13 protein-coding genes and 2 pseudogenes are annotated in these 16,264 nt (G+C 62.0%); 10 read left to right on the forward strand and 5 right to left on the reverse strand.

Translation table 11 applies throughout. The annotated features are described in order from the left end of the window. Positions 1–59: 59 nt before the first annotated feature. Both glgA and glgC read right to left on the reverse strand, forming a co-directional pair. Positions 60–1,520: a glycogen synthase GlgA gene (gene glgA / locus AB6809_RS17610; RefSeq protein ID WP_006051119.1), complete on the reverse strand. Its 1,461-nt coding sequence runs from the start codon at positions 1,518–1,520 to the stop codon at positions 60–62. A 90-nt stretch (positions 1,521–1,610) separates the two neighbouring features. Continuing rightward, complete coding sequence (gene glgC / locus AB6809_RS17615; protein ID WP_029969138.1) at positions 1,611–2,876, reverse strand: glucose-1-phosphate adenylyltransferase; 1,266 nt, start codon at positions 2,874–2,876, stop codon at positions 1,611–1,613. 541 nt (positions 2,877–3,417) lie between these two features. On the opposite strand from glgC, the gene AB6809_RS17620 reads away from it, so the two are divergent. Beyond that, positions 3,418–4,566, forward strand: coding sequence for an alpha/beta fold hydrolase (locus tag AB6809_RS17620; RefSeq protein WP_029969140.1), 1,149 nt, complete (start codon positions 3,418–3,420; stop codon positions 4,564–4,566). Between the two features lie 258 nt (positions 4,567–4,824). On the opposite strand, the gene AB6809_RS17625 is transcribed toward AB6809_RS17620, so the two are convergent. Beyond that, complete coding sequence (locus AB6809_RS17625) at positions 4,825–5,568, reverse strand: hypothetical protein (RefSeq protein ID WP_310034380.1); 744 nt, start codon at positions 5,566–5,568, stop codon at positions 4,825–4,827. 366 nt (positions 5,569–5,934) lie between these two features. Between AB6809_RS17625 and AB6809_RS17630 the strand changes: the two genes are divergently transcribed. After that, on the forward strand, positions 5,935–7,215 hold the full coding sequence (locus AB6809_RS17630; protein ID WP_371026898.1) for a hypothetical protein: 1,281 nt from the start codon (positions 5,935–5,937) through the stop codon (positions 7,213–7,215). A 129-nt stretch (positions 7,216–7,344) separates the two neighbouring features. Continuing rightward, the gene (locus tag AB6809_RS17635; RefSeq protein ID WP_029969144.1) at positions 7,345–7,854 is read left to right on the forward strand and encodes a DUF2867 domain-containing protein; all 510 of its coding nucleotides are present in this window, start codon (positions 7,345–7,347) and stop codon (positions 7,852–7,854) included. An 87-nt stretch (positions 7,855–7,941) separates the two neighbouring features. Here the strand turns inward: AB6809_RS17635 and AB6809_RS17640 are convergent, their stop codons facing one another. Both AB6809_RS17640 and AB6809_RS17645 read right to left on the reverse strand, forming a co-directional pair. Further along, a complete protein-coding gene (locus AB6809_RS17640) occupies positions 7,942–9,390 on the reverse strand; it encodes a sialidase family protein (RefSeq protein WP_029969145.1) in 1,449 nt (482 codons plus the stop codon). 240 nt (positions 9,391–9,630) lie between these two features. Beyond that, a pseudogene (locus AB6809_RS17645) lies at positions 9,631–9,948 on the reverse strand (5'/3'-nucleotidase SurE); the annotation flags it as partial. Between the two features lie 175 nt (positions 9,949–10,123). On the opposite strand from AB6809_RS17645, the gene AB6809_RS17650 reads away from it, so the two are divergent. The 7 genes and pseudogenes from AB6809_RS17650 to AB6809_RS17680 all read left to right on the forward strand — a co-directional run bounded on the left by AB6809_RS17650 (position 10,124) and on the right by AB6809_RS17680 (position 16,220). After that, positions 10,124–10,429 (forward strand): DUF4148 domain-containing protein, encoded by a 306-nt coding sequence (locus AB6809_RS17650; protein WP_029969147.1) that lies wholly within the window; start codon positions 10,124–10,126, stop codon positions 10,427–10,429. Positions 10,430–10,591: 162 nt separating this feature from the next. Next, positions 10,592–11,281 (forward strand): type 1 glutamine amidotransferase domain-containing protein, encoded by a 690-nt coding sequence (locus AB6809_RS17655; protein WP_371026899.1) that lies wholly within the window; start codon positions 10,592–10,594, stop codon positions 11,279–11,281. Positions 11,282–11,443: 162 nt separating this feature from the next. Then, positions 11,444–12,601 (forward strand): alkene reductase, encoded by a 1,158-nt coding sequence (locus tag AB6809_RS17660; RefSeq protein WP_371026900.1) that lies wholly within the window; start codon positions 11,444–11,446, stop codon positions 12,599–12,601. A 14-nt stretch (positions 12,602–12,615) separates the two neighbouring features. Further along, positions 12,616–12,699: pseudogene (locus AB6809_RS17665) on the forward strand (oxidoreductase); the annotation flags it as partial. 277 nt (positions 12,700–12,976) lie between these two features. Further along, complete coding sequence (locus AB6809_RS17670; protein ID WP_029969150.1) at positions 12,977–13,783, forward strand: helix-turn-helix transcriptional regulator; 807 nt, start codon at positions 12,977–12,979, stop codon at positions 13,781–13,783. Between the two features lie 97 nt (positions 13,784–13,880). After that, positions 13,881–15,284 (forward strand): NAD-dependent succinate-semialdehyde dehydrogenase, encoded by a 1,404-nt coding sequence (locus AB6809_RS17675; protein ID WP_029969152.1) that lies wholly within the window; start codon positions 13,881–13,883, stop codon positions 15,282–15,284. A gap of 165 nt (positions 15,285–15,449) precedes the next feature. Beyond that, positions 15,450–16,220, forward strand: a complete 771-nt coding sequence (locus AB6809_RS17680; protein WP_029969154.1) for an alpha/beta hydrolase — start codon at positions 15,450–15,452, stop codon at positions 16,218–16,220. Positions 16,221–16,264 lie beyond the last annotated feature (44 nt).

The following is a 16,264-nucleotide window of genomic DNA, read 5'->3' on the forward strand; positions in this document are numbered from 1 at the left end:
CAGTTGATCCGTCCCCGTGCTGTTGCGCCGAACCATCACCGGCGACGGCTCGGGCAGGATCAGGCCAGCTCGCGATAGAGCGCGAGATAGCGGTCCGCCGACGCGCCCCAGCCGAAATCCTGGCGCATCGCGCGGCGCTGCGCCGCCTTCCATTCGGTGCGCCGGCCGTGCAGCGCGAATGCGCGGCGGATCGCGGCGGTCAGGCTGCGCGGCGTGAAGTCGTCGAACACGAAGCCGGTCGCGAGATCCTCGGCGAGATTTTCAAGCGATGCGTCCGCGACGGTGTCCGCGAGACCGCCCACGCGATGCACCAGCGGCAGCGACCCGTAAGCCAGCGCGTAAAGCTGCGTGAGACCGCACGGCTCGAAGCGCGACGGCACCGCGATCACGTCGCTGCCGGCGATGATCGTGTGTGCGAGTTTTTCGTCGAAGCCGAGTTCCACCGCGACCGATTCCGGATGCGTCTGCGCGACGCGCTTCAGGCCGTTTTCGAGCGCCGGGTCGCCGGTGCCGAACACGACGAGCTGACCGCCGCGCTTGACGATCTCCGGCACGGTTTCGAGCAGCAGGTCGAGACCCTTCTGTTCGGTCAGGCGGCTCACCACGCCGAACAGCAGCGCATCGCTTTTCTGCGCGAGGCCGAAGCGTTTTTGCAACGCCTCCTTGCACGCGAGTTTGCCGGCGAGCCGCGTCGCGGTGTAGCGGTGCTCGAGGAGCGCGTCGTTCGCGGGGTTCCAGACCGTATAGTCGACGCCGTTCAGGATGCCGCACAGGTCATGCGCGCGGCTGCGCAGCAGGCCGTCGAGTCCGCCGCCTTGCGCGAGCGTTTGAATTTCGCGCGCGTACGTCGGGCTCACGGTCGTGATGCGGTCGCTGTAATAGAGCCCGGCCTTCAGAAACGACAGTTGTCCATAGAATTCGACGCCGCGCATGTTGAAGAAATCGTCCGGCAGGCCGAGCTGGCCGAACTGATGCGCGGGAAACACGCCCTGATACGCGAGGTTGTGCACGGTAAAGACGCTGCGCGCGGGCGCCCGGCCGTGCTGCCGTTCGGCCGCTTTCAGATAGGCGGCGGCGAGCCCCGCGTGCCAGTCGTGCGCGTGGACGATCTGCGGCGACCACGCCGGGTCGAGCTGCTGCGCGAGTTGCGCGGCGACCCAGCCGAGCAGCGCGAAACGCTGTGCGTTATCGCCGTAGGGTACGTGCTCGTCGTTCAGATACGGATTGCCTGGCCGGTCGTACAACGTGGCCGCCCGAATCATGTAGACGACGAGTCCGTTCGACGGCAACGTGCCCTGTTCGAGCGTCACGCCCGGCGCATCGAAGCGGCGGCCCAGTTGGGCGACCGGACGCAGGTCGTGCAGGCCGGCCGCGACCGCGGGAAAGCCGGGCAGCAGCACGCGCACGTCGGCGCCGCGCTCGACCAGCGCGGACGGCAGCGCGCCCGCGACGTCGGCGAGACCGCCCGTTTTCAGGAGGGGATACAGCTCGCTGGCGACGTGTAGGGCGCGAATCGTCATAGGCTCGGTCTCGTTCCTTTAAAGATGTGACGGTCGATGCTTGCGGGCTGCGCTGGGCCGCTGCGGACGGCCGCGCGGCACCAGCGCTCATTAGTTCACGTCCTGCCGCAGCGCCTCGGGCGTGACGAGCACGACGCCTTCGTCGGTACGATAGAAACGTTCGGCGTCGCGCACCGGATCTTCGCCGATCACCGTGCCGTCCGGGATCGTGCAGCCGCGGTCCACGACCACCTTCTGCAAGCGGCAACTCGCGCCGACGGTGACCTGCGGCAACAAGACTGCCTCATTGATATTACAGAACGAACTCACCTTGACGTTCGACGACAACACCGAGCGCGAAATCTGCGAACCCGAGATCACGCAGCCGCCGCACACGATCAGATTGTTGCCCGAGCCTTGCAGCCCCTTCAGGTCGCGCACGAACTTGGCGGGCGGCAGTTGCTCCTGGTAAGTCCAGATCGGCCAACTGCGGTCATAGAGGTCGAGCGTCGGGATCGTGGAAGCGAGGTCGAGATTGGCGGCCCAATAGGCGTCGATGGTGCCGACGTCGCGCCAGTACGGCTCGACGTTCGGGTCCGACGACACGCACGACATGCTGAACGGATGCGCGATCGCGGTGCCTTGCGTGACGACGCGCGGCAGAATGTCCTTGCCGAAGTCGTGATCGGTATCGACGCTCGAGATGTTTTGTTCGAGCAACGCGTACAGGTAGTCGGCGTTGAACACGTAGATGCCCATGCTTGCGAGGGCGGTGTCGGGCCGGCCCGGAATCGCCGGCGGGTCGGCCGGTTTTTCGACGAAGCCGGTGACGCGGCGGTTTTCGTCGACGGCCATCACGCCGAAGGCCACCGCGTCCATGCGCGGCACTTCGATGCAGCCGACCGTGCAATCGGCGCCGCTCTCCGCGTGGTCCGCGATCATGCGCGTGTAGTCCATCTTGTAGATGTGATCGCCCGCCAGCACGACGACATACTTTGGACGAATCGAGCGGATGATGTCGAGGTTCTGGAACACCGCGTCGGCCGTGCCGCGATACCAGTGCGCGCCTTCGACGCGCTGTTGCGCGGGCCACAGATCGATGAACTCGCCGAACTCTCCGCGCAGAAAACCCCAGCCGCGCTGCAGATGACGCAACAGCGAGTGCGCCTTGTACTGCGTGACGACGGCGATGCGCCGGATGCCGGAGTTCAGGCAATTGGACAGCGCGAAGTCGATGATGCGGAATTTGCCGCCGAAATGTACGGCCGGCTTGACGCGTTTGTTGGTGAGCGGACCGAGCCGGGTGCCGCGTCCGCCGGCCAGTACGATGGCGAGAGTGGTGCGTTGCAGATCGTTCAACCGTGCCGGCGTATCCATGTCTGTCTCCTTTGTCGACCGCAGTTAGCGCTTTAGCGCTTACTGCGGTCCCATGTAATCGTTCCGTTGTGCCATGCAATGAATGCCTCGCTTACTTCCCCGATGCGGCTGGTCGATCGCTTCTACATTGATTCGCGTTTGATTCGCTTTTGATTCGCGTATTGCGGCTGCTGCGCTGGCGAGCCCGTCCCGTAGTTCTAGCACTGAATGGCCTCGCGCGGGCGACGTTTCTCGGCTGCGAGCCGCCGACGCGCCCAACTGCGAACCTTCGGCCGAGGCGCGCCGACGCTCCGTGCGCCACGGCACATAGCGAGCGAGGTTCCGTGCGCAATATGCGTGCCACGCGATGTGCCGCACGGCGCGGCGTATCACAGCGCCTGGTGGAGAAGCGGGCTGTGTGCGTGCCGCTGCGCGGTCGCGATGGGCGTCGTAGAACCGTCCGCGATTGCGCGGCATGTCGGCGGCCGCTTGCGGCGAACTTTTAATGTGCGCTGGCAGCCGCCTCCATCCGCATCCTTTTCCCGGCTTCTTCGATAGAAAAATGTCCATCAGCTTTCGCCGTCTTTCATTGCTTGCAACGTTGAGCGCCGCCGCATTCGGCGCGGCGCCGGTCACGGTTTGTGCCGCATCTGCGGCTTCTGCCGAAACGCTGGCGACGGGCTCGGTCGGCGCGTCGTCGACCGTATCCACAGCCGCTTCAACCAGCGGCGCATCCGAAACCACTGCAGCCGGCGGCAATGCCGGCCCGGCCTACGGCCCCGAGTTGCAGGGCTTCACCTATCCCGAACCAGTCAGCCAATACGACTTCACTTCGCAAGGCGTCGCGCTGCACATGGCCTACATGGACGTCAAACCGGCGCACGCGAACGGCCGCACGGTCGTCCTTCTGCATGGCAAGAACTTTTGCGGCGCGACGTGGGAGGCGACGATTCATCGTCTGAGCGAAGCCGGTTATCGCGTGATCGCGCCGGATCAGATCGGCTTTTGCAAGTCGAGCAAACCGGAGCACTATCAGTACAGTTTCCAGCAGCTCGCGCGCAATACTCATGCGCTGCTCGAGTCGCTCGGTGTGAAAGACGCGACCATCGTCGGACATTCGACGGGCGGCATGCTCGCCGTTCGCTATGCGCTGATGTATCCGCGTGAGACGCAGCAACTGGTGCTCGTCAATCCGATCGGGCTCGAGGACTGGAAGGCGAAGGGCGTGCCGTCGTTGTCGGTGGACGACTGGTATCGGCGCGAACTGAAGACCAGCGCGGACGGCATTCGCCGCTATGAGCAGTCGACGTACTATGCCGGCCAATGGCGCGCCGATTACGAACCGTGGGTGCAGATGCTCGCGGGCATGTACCGGGGGCCGGGCAAGCAGATCGTCGCGTGGAATTCGGCGTTGCTATACGACATGATTTATACCCAGCCGGTGGTCTACGAGTTCGGGCAGTTGAGCATGCCGACGCTGTTGCTGATCGGGCAGAAGGACACGACCGCGATTGGCAAGGATGCGGCTTCACCCGAAGTGCGCGCGAAGATCGGTCATTATCCGGAGTTGGGGAAGGCCGCGGCGAAAGCGATTCCGGATGCGACGCTGGTTGAGTTCGCTGACCTGGGCCACGCGCCGCAGATGCAGGACCCGGACGCGTTTCATAAGGCGCTGCTGGAGGGGTTGGCGGGCGCGTCGACGAACCACTGATCGTTCAAACGGGCTTTTGTCCGGAATTCGTACTCCTACGTTGTTCACCGTCAAGCGAGACTGCTTGGGCTAGTTGCGGCCGCATCGCGGATGTCGGAAACGTCGCTTGCGGACAGGTGTGGTCGGCCAGTTGCAGCCATCGGCCCTTCCCGTTTCGCAGACACTCGAATGTCTGCCCACCTCAAGTAACGGATCTTCGCGGAATAGTCGGGTTCGTCGCATAGTTGGCACCGCGAGCGCAGTGAATTGCGTGTTATTTCATCGTGGCTCAGTTCTTTCGAATTCATCTGCATAAGCGCGAATCTGGCTGAATAGTTTTCCATCGCCGAGCGCCTTCGCGGCCATGCCAAAGGACAAAATACCTCGATAAACGTAGTTCCACAGATCGTCTGCATGGCCTTGCCAAAGTGGGCTTCGTCGCATTCCTGCCATATGAAACCGGGCTGGCTCACCCCCATACATTTCCATCAGATGAGGTGACGCGCCGTGGATATAGCCGGAATACGCTTTATGGATGGTCTGCATCGTCGCGCAGGCTGTGCTCGGGTCGAGGCCGGCCGCGGGGTTTTGGGCCAGATATGCATGGATTCGAGCCCGTGGAGTATTGCCGCGCTTGATTCTCGTTTGAACAGGGCGAGTTGGGTCCTCGAACTCTTCTTGATAAAAGTCTTCGAGGAACTTCCTATGCAAGTCTGTCTCGCCATACACCATGCCGAGTGAAAGAAAACTTATGTCTTCTTCGGCTTCATCAATCATTCGGTGCATCGCGGCCTGCTCTCCGATGAACCCGTGCGCAAGGAGAAGTCGAGCCGCCCGGAGCGAGCAAACTACCCGGGCCATTTTCTGCACGATTGCCTGAGCTGCGCCTTTGTCGGAATACCGAAAGCCGATGGCGATGTCGGCAACGATGAGCATCTCCGGTTGGCTAAGGCGTCGGGCGAGATCATGGACGGTGCGTTCCATGTTGTGGAGTGCTTGATCGTACAACTCATCACGGGTCATGCGTTCGGTTCCTGGTCGCACGTCATCGATGCCCATCTGACGATTTGGGAGCTTGTCGGTTATTACACTGACTATACCGCCCCTCGCACGGGATAATCGAACTTATCAACGCACGCGAGGGCAGCTTTTGCCTTTTGAACACGAATTTTCATGGGCGATTCGGGAAACTCTTCCGTGATTTGGGGGGAGTGCTTGCAACAAGCCGCCAAGAGCCTCCAACAAACCTTCGGTCGTAAGGTCTTATAACGCTGTTCCATCTAGCCTGATGGTTTCCTTCGAATTGTCAAAATACGTACCAATGCTTCGCGTTATAGAGGCAAAAGCTTAGACTGCACTAGTCGCAGTCACCTCTTCTCAACCTATCCAATGTCCGAATCTCCCGAACAAACACCATCCCAAAAACTATCCGGCCTGCTACTGGTACAGGAGATCTGTTCAGCTCCCAATGCACTGGAAGCCCACCGCCGGTTCGAGAAGCACGCGGCCGCATTGGAAGAATGGCAAATCATCTTCGCAGAGGAGAGCGACGCCGGATCCATTAAGCTACTTAATCAGTCACTAGGCCCCTCGGGCGTTGCGACGTCTATATTCCGCGGGAAATCGCTATGGCTGATGGATACGCCATTTGTCTCGCAATCCGGGCCGATCGGCTTTCACGGCGGCTCGGCCATGTTCGTAGACTCGAATGCGGCTTCCTATATTCGCAAGATCGCATACCAAGACGACCCGTCGCCGGCAGCATTGAGTCGGGCCCACCTGATCAACCAGATCGGACCAAGGCTGCAACAGCTCAACCCCTATCTCTATCTGTGGGAGTCGCTCAGGTCTTGGAACGATGACACAGTCGCCCGATGCAAAGAATCACTAGCCGCGATCCATGCGCTATCGTCCTCCGGCAGCAAGCTGAGTGCGGAGTGGGGCCGCCGTTTCCGCGCGGTGTTTCGTGAGAGCGCAGAGAATTTCGCCACCGGCCTAATCGCGGAATTCGAAGACAACCTGAAAGCAGGGCTTTTCGCTGGCCTTTCGGAGCAACTCGATTTGATGGAGGCTGTCCTGGTTCGGAGCAAGATCATCGAGCTGAGTTCCAATAGAGCCAAGGAGCATAAGCTGGGGCAACTGGTCGCCTACATGCACGAGGAACTGTGCACGGTCATGCTACGAGAGCTGATCGTCTGCGGTGACATCCTATCTCGCAGCGACAGGTCAAGAATTGCCAAAAAGCTCAATTCCATCCAGAACCATCCCGACCCCCTGGCGTTGATCAGGAACTGCGCGTGGGACATGTACATTCCTCGCGCCCTTGATGCCTTAACCTCCGTCACTCCTGACCAGGCTCCTCACGTGGACTTCTATGTGGCGGAGGTGCTCAGCTTCGACGGCGATGTATCAGACATCATCAACACCGCGAAGTTGAGGGCGATCGCCGTGCATCGGCCTTCGAAGAAGAACTTCCCGTTCTTCGATAGTGATGTGGCCGAGTGGTTGGGCAACCGCCTTGGGCCGAAACGCATGGGCGCGTTGTCGGACTACTTTCTGCCGGAAGCATTCCTTGATCGAGCTAGGCGCCGACCCTCGATGTCGGTCCGGTCCATTTTGGAAGCAGGCCGCGAGGAGCTGATGCAGTTGATCCGGCAAAAGAAGAGCTGAACTCGAACCCGGGCCGTCCAGACCGTTGGCAATTTGCTGCATGGCCGGTCCCCACATGTGCCGAAGCCACCCCTTGACCCGTCCTTAAACCAACCCCGGAACACCATGAACCAACCCCGGAGTACGACCTTGACCAAAGCGCGCGCCGTACCCATGCCTGGCAACAGCGTACTCGCGCCGCTCTACGCGGGCGCGGATCTTTTGGACGCCTTTGCAATCCGATTGCCGGCGGGGGCCAGCAATGATCTGGAGGTGTTGGCACGCGCCGCGTTCGAGCGGCAGGCGTGGTGGATTCGTGCGCTCACGCGTGTCCGCGATCTGGTGATGGCGACGGTCGGCGTCAAATCGTCTCTCGACGTCGGTCTTGCCGCAGCGGCGCGTGGGCCGGTTATCGGCTACTTGCCGCTGCTGTCGAAGAGCGCGACGGAGTTGGTAGTCGGCGCGGATGACCGGCATCTGGACTTCCGCGCGACCATCCAACTACGCGGCGATGCGGCAAATGGGCGAGAACTGCTCGCGGCAACGGTGGTGCATTGCCACAACAGATTGGGGCGAATCTATCTTGCGACGATCGCGCCGTTTCATCGCGCGATTGTGCGGGCCAATCTGGAACGGGCAGTAAGAGCAATGAGAAGCTAAGCGTCTCGCTCGCAGTACCCGCGTTTCGCCTTTTTTGCTCGCAGCGCGAAGTCCACGCTGCGAGCCAACCACTCCCGCGCAAAACCGTTACGGCTGAGGCTGAGCGAACACATCAGTGCGATTGCCAAGGTTCCCGGAGTTCGTCTGCACGAAGAACGGCACGAAGCTCGAGCCGATCGCGGCCAACCCCTGATAATCCCCGACGAAGAAGCCCTCGGCATCGGGTGCGGTCTTGAGGTCGAATGCGCCCGCCACGTGTGTTTCATTGGCGAACGTCGCTCCCTTGTCCGTCGATGTCGTCTGCCAGATATCCGTCGGTAACGTCGTGGTGTTGCCATCCGCCAGATTGCGGAAATCGTAATACGTCACTGCAACGGTCCCCGACGAATTGACGTTGATGCTCGGATTGAATGCCGGCCGTCCCGTGGGCGTATTAACGCGGATTGGTGCGCTCCACGTGCTGCCGCCATCTTTTGAGGTAGAAAGCGCGATCTCGTCGTAGAGCCCGCCATTGAAGCGCGAATCCTGCCAGACGACATACAGTTGCCCCGTCTTCGGATCGATCGCGGGCTCGGGAATGATGTCGCCCGAACGCACCGCTTCGCCGGTGTTCGGATCGAACACCGATACGGTCTGCAAACCCGAGATGATTTTCGGCTTCGTCCATGTCGCGCCGTCGTCGGTCGATTTGATGAACGCCACCTTGCCGGCCGCTTTCGAAAACGGCGGAGAGATCAGGTCGAAGAAGTCATAGAGCGTTCCGTTCTGCGAGTTGACGACGATCTGGTTGCCGATCGTCTGTTGCCGGGAAGGCACCGTCACGATCACGGATGGCGGACTCCATGTCAGGCCGCCATCGGATGTCTTCGAGAACATCGATGGCCCGCGGAAGGCGGCCGTGTGCGTGTTGGCGTACGGATTGCCGTTCGGCAATTCGAGCCGGTCCCACACGGCGTAGGCGACGCCTGCCTTGATCGGATTGGCCGTCACCGATTCCTTGTCGTTGAAGAATTGCAAGGTCGGTTCGTTGTTGGCGATGATGGTGCGCGGGCTTGCCCAGGTCAGGCCGCCGTCCTTCGAAACCGAAGCGAGCACCGCGTTGCTGTTGTTGGATTGATTGAAGGAGATCGACACGGCGTACGCGGTTCCATCGGGGCCGATCGACACCCACGGATCGGACGCGCGCTCGTAATCAGTCCCGCCCGCGCATGCGGTGAAAGGCAGTGCAGCCGGCGTGGCCCATGTCAAACCGCCATCGAATGATGGGCGGGCAACCAGGCCGTGTGCGCCGCCGTTGTCCCATCGGTCCTGCTGCCATACGCCGATCAGGTTCGACGGATTTTTCGGGTTCGTGGCGACCCACGGCTCGACTTCGGCATTGACGTAGTTCGTGCCGGGGCCGCCGATGGTGCAAGTGGCAAAAAGGCTCGGGCCGGACACGAGGACGGGCGCGGCTCGACTGGTCGGAATGGTTGCGGCGAGTACAAGAGCAAGCGGAACGCTGCTCAGAAATGCACGGGGCTTGTTGCAACGCATGGAAGGCTCCTTCTCCATTGCGACCTGTAGCAGCCCACGGTAGCGCGCCGGCAGTTGCGAAAGAAGTGGAGTGGCGTTGCACCTTCGCCGGAAGTCTTAACGATGGCATCGTCGGCGCGCCTTGTTTCCGCCATTATTCGCTCGCCATACTCACTACCGCTTCAACTGCCACAGACCGCGAGCGCTGATCACCGCCAGCGCGTCGGTCACGATTTCACTACGCAATACCAGGTGGTTTTTTCACGCATCGGAAAACGTCGTCACGGTATGAGCGGACGCTTTGCGAAGACCGTCTTTTGTCAGATGCGTGGATTGGACTTTAGGTCGCGGCAACGGACGTTGCGGGAATTTTTTGTAACGATTGAAAGCGATACACATTCTTGTTTGTCGTTTCGGTCCGCACCTGCTCACGAGCATCACGATGCAATCGCCGGGCGTGCGTTGCACGCCGAAGCGCCGCTGCCCGTGACGCGAAATGCGCAGCGGCGAATGCAGGCTTACGGAATGCGACGTTCCGCTCTGGTCGTGTACGGGTGCGACGACCCAGACTTCGTGTGCCTTCCAACTCCACGATGCTCCTGCCTGTGACCCTCACTCATAGGATCACAAGACGCCTTCTTGCCTCGGTTTCGTTTGCTTAAAGTGACACCACTGCAGCAGCTTTCCTTCTGTCCCACTGCTGCAAGCACAGTTACTTCGCCACTTTATTCAACGACAACCTTTGGAAGAAATCATGAAATCGCTCATCAATGCTGTTGCAGTCGCCGCCGCCCTTGCCATCCCCGCAGCATCGTTCGCTCAGTCGAACGATCAGGTCACCCGTGCGCAGGTTCGCCATGAACTGGTGCAACTCCAGAAGGCTGGATACCGTGCTGGCCAAGGCGATCAAGCGTTCTATCCGGCTCAGATCGAGGCCGCCACTGCACGTGTGGCTGCGGAGGAAAAGTCCGCGAGCGGCTTCGGCGGTGCAAACAGCGGTTCCTCCGCCAGTGGCGCACCGGCGACCAACGGCGTCCGCTCTCTGTATTCCGGCCGTTGATTCAACGCTGCGAACGATGTCACGACGAAATGAACGGACCTTGCTGCGCCCTAACCGATTGCAGAGGCGAAGCACTGACTACATAGCCGTGTCGTCATGACAGCGTTGCCGGCAATTCGCAACTCAAATTCGCAACTCACCTATCACGCATTGGAGAACGACATGAAAGTACTGATGGTTTTGACCTCGCACGATCAATTGGGCAACACCGGCCGCAAGACCGGCTTCTGGCTGGAAGAACTCGCGGCGCCTTACTACACGTTCAAGGACGCGGGCGCTGAGATCGTGCTGGCCTCGCCGCAGGGCGGCCAGCCGCCGCTCGATCCGAAGAGCAACGAGCCGGCCAATCAGACCGACCAGACACACCGCTTTGAAAACGACGCGGCGGCCAAAGCGCAACTCGCGGCAACCGTGCGCCTCGACAGCGTCTCGCAGGCGGACTTCGACACGGTGTTCTATCCCGGCGGCCACGGCCCGCTGTGGGACCTGGCCGAAGACCCGCATTCGATCGCGCTGATCCAGTCGTTCATCGCCGCCGGCAAACCCGTTGCACTCGTGTGTCATGCACCGGGCGTACTGCGCCACGTCACCACGGCGGACGGCAAGCCGCTGGTCGAAGGCAAGAAGGTGACGGGCTTCACGAATTCGGAAGAAGCCGCGGTGGGCCTCACCGAGATCGTGCCGTTCCTCGTTGAAGACGAACTGAAGGCCAAGGGCGGCATTTATTCGAAGACCGTCGACTGGGCTCCGTATGTAGTCACCGACGGCCTGCTCATTACCGGACAAAACCCGGCTTCGTCGTCCTCCGCTGCCGCCGTTCTGATGAAGCACCCGGCGCTCGCCGCGCAATAAAAGCCGCCTGTCTGCCGACGCGCGTTGCCTTCGGGCAAGCGCGCGGCATCTTCACCAAAGAGCCAGTTAGCTGATCGCGCAGGATCGCCATGATCGCGCGCAGCCGGCTCGATCGAGCCCGTCGCAACGTGCGACCTGGGTCCATTCGGGAGCGAAAAGAACATGGAATATCCCTCACTCTTCACGCCGCTCAAGCTCGGGCGGCACATCTTGCGCAACCGTATCGTGCTGCCGCCGCTGACGCGCCAGAGAGCCGCCCAGCCCGGCGACATACCGGCCGCATCGAGCGCGCTCTATTACGGCCAGCGCGCCGGCGCGGGCTTCATGATCAGCGAAGGAGCGCAGATCGAACCGCGCGGTCAGGGCTACGCGTGGACGCCCGGCATCTACAGCGACGAACAGGTCGAAGGCTGGGCTCGCGTGACCGACGCGGTGCACGCCGAAGGCGGCGTGATCTTCGCGCAGTTGTGGCATGTGGGCCGCGTCTCGCATACCGCGTTGCAGCCCTACGGCGCAGCGCCGGTTGCGCCTTCGCCGATCGCGGCACAGAAGGTCAAGGCGTTCATCGAGACCGGTCCCGGCACCGGCACGCTGGTCGAGCCTTCGGTGCCACGCGAGTTGAGCGTCGCCGAGATCGGCGAGTTAGTCGGGCACTACGCAAAGGCAGCGCAGAACGCGCTGCGTGCGGGCTTCGACGGTGTCGAGATTCACGCGGCCAATGGCTACCTCGTGAATCAGTTCATCTCGGCACACTCGAACAAACGTGAGGACGAGTACGGCGGCTCGCTGCACAACCGCTTGCGCTTTCTGCGCGAGATCGTCGGGGCGGTCGCCGCGGTGGTCGGGCCTGAACGGCTGGGCGTGCGCTTCACGCCGTTGTTCACGAGCACCGATCAGGACCGCGTGTACATCGGCCTCGTCGAAGACGATCCTCATCGCACGTATATCGAGGCAATCAAGGTGCTGGAAGCTGCCGGTGCGGCCTATGTGTCAATAGCGGAAGCCGACTGGGATAACGCACCCGATCTGCCGACGGCGTTTCGCGAGGAAGTCCGCCGGGTGTTCAGCGGCCGCATCATCTACGCGGGTCGCTACACGGCCGAGCGCGGCGCGCGCCTGATCGAAGCGAACCTTGCGGACCTGATTGCATTCGGCCGCCCGTACATCGCGAACCCGGATCTGCCTGAGCGCATCGCGAACGGCTGGCCGCTCAATGCCGTGAATCCGGCAACGTTGTATGGCGGGGGGGACGAAGGACTCACGGACTATCCGGCCTACGCGGAATCGTTATCCGTTCAGGCACACGAAGTGATCGCATGAGCAAGGGATCGAAGCGGCCCGTCGCCTGTGCGATCGGGCAGCCCGACGACGTCGGCACCAACGAGATCGTGCTTCGTCCCACGAGCCAGGAGTTCTGAGCGAACGTTGACTCACACTTTCCAGCGACAGGGCCGCGCGCAAGACATTGTGCGTGGCCATCGCGCAAATGCGGCGCTTCATACGAGAGCGGTTTCGACGCGTTCGTATGAAGCGCCGCTAGTCGTCGTGGCACAACCTGGACATTTTGCCGTGATAGTGTTCGCATTCCCGGTCGAGCAAGGCATGCCCGGGCCGTCAGTGGGCTGGTCGTAAGCTGCCTCGCGACGATGCCCGGTACGTCCGCCCGCCTGCCCATTCGCCGTTAACCGAGACACTATGTCCAGAAGACCCTCTGCCGAGCAGCGACGCGAACTTGGCGCGTTTCTTTCAAGCCGCCGCGGCCGCCTGCAACCTGCCGAATTCGGCCTGCCCGACGGCCCCCGCCGTACCCCCGGCCTGCGCCGCGAAGAGGTCGCCGTACTCGCGGGCGTCAGCGTTAGCTGGTACACCTGGCTCGAACAGGGCCGCGACATTCAACCGTCCGCCGATGCGCTGCGCAGAATCTCGCGCGTGCTCAAGCTCGACACCGTGGAGTCGGCACATCTGTTCGCGCTTTCATCGCGCGAGCTTTCGCAGGTAGCAACCGGCAGCGGCGTCACCGAAGGCCTCGAACGACTGGTTCGCTCGATCAACGTTCCGGCCTATGTCCGCAACACGCGGCTCGACATTCTGGCGTGGAACGATGCCATTGCCGACCTGTTCGTCGACTATGGATCGCTGGAGCCGCACGAGCGCAATACGTTGCGTCTGCTGTTTCTCTACAAGCCTTATCGCACGCTGATTCTCGACTGGGAGCAGATGACGCGCGGCATGATCTCCGCGTTCCGCGCCGCGCGCGCGCAGGCGCCGGACAAGGCGCCGTTCGATAGCCTCATCGACGAGCTCACGGAACTGAGCCCCGAGTTCAGCGACTGGTGGCAGGACACCGAGGTCAAAGGTTTCGATGAAGGCGACAAACGGCTTCGTCATCCAGCAGGCGGCCACATCGAATTCACTTACGTTGCATTGACGCCCACCGGCAGACCGGACCTGTCGCTTGTGACTTACATTCCCCGGCACTCTGCCAGTGAGTCCGACTCATAGGATCACAAGACGCCTTCTTGACCCGCCCCGGTTTGCATAAAGTGACACCACTGCAGCGACTTTCCACTGCTCGTCACTTCACTCAATCGAGGCAAACATGTCGAACCTGAACCTTCCCACCGCCATCGGCGCAACGTCGCGCAATCCCGCAACCGGCGAGTTCATCGCGCACTATCCGTTTCAGACCGCCGACGAAGTCGAGCGCATGCTGGAGGACAACGCCGCGGCCTACCGGCTGTGGCGCGGGACGCCCATGGCTGTGCGCGTGGCAACTTACCGCCGCCTGGCCGCGACGTTGCGCGAGCGCTCGGAAGCGTTGGCCGCGCTGATTACTCAGGAGATGGGCAAGACGCTCGCCGCCGCACGAGCCGAAGTCGCAAAATGCGCCAGCGCGATCGACTGGATCGCCGAGCATGGTCCCGCTTTCCTCGCTGACGAACCGGCGCCTGTCGAAGGCGACGATCAGGTGCATGTCTCCTATCTGCCGATCGGTTCCATCCTCGCCGTGATGCCATGGAATTTTCCGTTGTGGCAGGTGATTCGCGCATCGGGTCCGATCATGCTCTCGGGCAACGGCTTCATCCTCAAGCATGCAGCCAATGTGATGGGCTCGGCGTACGCGTTGCAGGACGCTTATGAAGCCGCCGGCTTCCCGGTCGGACTCTTCGCCAACCTGAACGCCGATAACGAAACCGTGGCCCACGTGATCGAAGATCCGCGCGTTGCCGCCGTCACGCTGACCGGCAGCATGCGGGCCGGGTCCGCCGTCGCATCCACGGCGGGCCGGGCGCTAAAGAAGACGCTGCTGGAACTCGGCGGCGCCGACGCCTTCATCGTATTGGCCGATGCGAACATCGACCTGGCCGTGAAAGCGGCCATCGAGGCTCGCTTTCAAAACGCCGGCCAGGTTTGTCTCGCAGCCAAGCGGTTCATTGTCGAGCGGCCCGTTGCAGAAGAGTTCACGCGCAAGTTCGTGGCCGCCGCGCGTCAGGTCGTGGCGGGCGATCCGCACGATCCGGCAAGCACCATCGGGCCGATGGCGCGCGCCGACTTGCGCGACGAGCTGCACGGGCAGGTGCAACGCACCATCGAAGCAGGCGCGACGCTGCTGCTCGGAGGCAGCAAGGTGGAAGGCGCCGGGAATTACTACGCGCCGACCGTGCTCGCGGATGTCGCCCCCGGCATGGCTGCTTTCGACGAAGAAACCTTTGGCCCGGTCGCCGCAATCACCGTTGCCGACGACGCCGAGCACGCTATCGAACTTGCCAACACGAGCGACTACGGTCTCGGCGGCAGCCTGTGGACGCGCGACGTCGCCCGTGCGCAGCGAATCGCGCGCCGGCTGGAAACGGGCGGCGTCTTTATCAACGGCTTCTCCGCTTCGAATCCGCGCATTCCGGTGGGCGGGGTCAAGAAGAGCGGATACGGCCGTGAACTGTCGCACTTCGGTCTGCGCGAGTTCACCAACGCTCAGGCGGTGTGGGCCAAGACCGTCGATTGATCCGACGTTCCCCGGTTCGCCCGATCACCTCGCGTATCGTTAAGGCATCCAAAACATTCGTGCCGGCTTTCGCATGACCCGTACGCTAACGGGTCATCGGCGGCAGCCTGCAAGCTGAACCATTGCAACCAATTGTCCAATCATCGTTAACTTCTGGAGTCGAAAATGAAAACCATCAACAAGATTCGCCGTTTTGCCGCAGCCTTGACCATTGGCGCCAGCGCATTCGCCACGCAATTCGCCGAAGCCGCACCTGTCAAGAACATCGTCCTGGTTCACGGCTATTTCGCCGACGGCTCAGGCTGGCAAGCCGTGTCGAAGATCCTCGCGCGGGACGGCTATAAAGTCTCGGTGGTTCAGGAGCCGGAGACCTCGTTCAAGGAAGACGTCGCCGCGACTACGCGTATCGTCGATGCGCAGGACGGCCCGACAATCCTCGTCGGCCATAGTTATGGCGGAGCGGTGATTACCGAGGCGGGCAACAATGCGCGCGTGGCGGGCCTCGTCTACATCGCCGCGTTCGAACCGGATGCGGGCGAAAGCCTCAAGGACCTGACGACGAAAATGCCGGCCGCGACAAAAGCCATCAAGGCAACCGACGATGGCCACCTCTACTTCGACGCAGAGCACTTCAGAGCCGACTTCGCTGCCGACGTACCCGCCGCGGAGGCCGCATTCATGGCGAGTTCGCAGGTCATGCCGGCACATGAGTCGTTCACCGCGCCGGTGAGCCAGCCGGCCTGGAAAACGAAGCCGAGCTGGGCCGTCGTGGCGACTCAGGACCGAACTGTGAATCCCGATCTCGAACGCTGGATGGCGGGCCGCGCGAAGAGCACGGTCGTGGAGGTTCCGTCGAGCCATGTCGCCTATCTGTCGCATCCGGCAGAAGTCGCCCGGGTGATCGAGCGGGCGGCCACTGCAACGGGCAGCCGCTGAGGGGATCGACCAAAGCAAAACGGCGGCGCGTCGACGCACCGCCG

The sequence above is a fragment of the Paraburkholderia sp. RCC_158 genome (assembly GCF_041355255.1).
GTDB classification, from domain to species: Bacteria; Pseudomonadota; Gammaproteobacteria; order Burkholderiales; family Burkholderiaceae; genus Paraburkholderia; species Paraburkholderia graminis.

Excerpts from the sequence above, each read along its gene's own strand:
- glgA (WP_006051119.1), bottom strand. The coding sequence starts at position 1,520 with ATGACGATTCGCGCCCTACACGTCGCCAGCGAGCTGTATCCCCTCCTG.
- glgC (WP_029969138.1), bottom strand. The coding sequence starts at position 2,876 with ATGGATACGCCGGCACGGTTGAACGATCTGCAACGCACCACTCTCGCC.
- AB6809_RS17640 (WP_029969145.1), bottom strand. The coding sequence starts at position 9,390 with ATGCGTTGCAACAAGCCCCGTGCATTTCTGAGCAGCGTTCCGCTTGCT.
- AB6809_RS17660 (WP_371026900.1), top strand. The coding sequence starts at position 11,444 with ATGGAATATCCCTCACTCTTCACGCCGCTCAAGCTCGGGCGGCACATC.
- AB6809_RS17680 (WP_029969154.1), top strand. The coding sequence starts at position 15,450 with ATGAAAACCATCAACAAGATTCGCCGTTTTGCCGCAGCCTTGACCATT.
- AB6809_RS17675 (WP_029969152.1), top strand. The coding sequence starts at position 13,881 with ATGTCGAACCTGAACCTTCCCACCGCCATCGGCGCAACGTCGCGCAAT.
- AB6809_RS17670 (WP_029969150.1), top strand. The coding sequence starts at position 12,977 with ATGTCCAGAAGACCCTCTGCCGAGCAGCGACGCGAACTTGGCGCGTTT.
- AB6809_RS17630 (WP_371026898.1), top strand. The coding sequence starts at position 5,935 with ATGTCCGAATCTCCCGAACAAACACCATCCCAAAAACTATCCGGCCTG.
- AB6809_RS17650 (WP_029969147.1), top strand. The coding sequence starts at position 10,124 with ATGAAATCGCTCATCAATGCTGTTGCAGTCGCCGCCGCCCTTGCCATC.
- AB6809_RS17625 (WP_310034380.1), bottom strand. The coding sequence starts at position 5,568 with ATGACCCGTGATGAGTTGTACGATCAAGCACTCCACAACATGGAACGC.
- AB6809_RS17620 (WP_029969140.1), top strand. The coding sequence starts at position 3,418 with ATGTCCATCAGCTTTCGCCGTCTTTCATTGCTTGCAACGTTGAGCGCC.
- AB6809_RS17655 (WP_371026899.1), top strand. The coding sequence starts at position 10,592 with ATGAAAGTACTGATGGTTTTGACCTCGCACGATCAATTGGGCAACACC.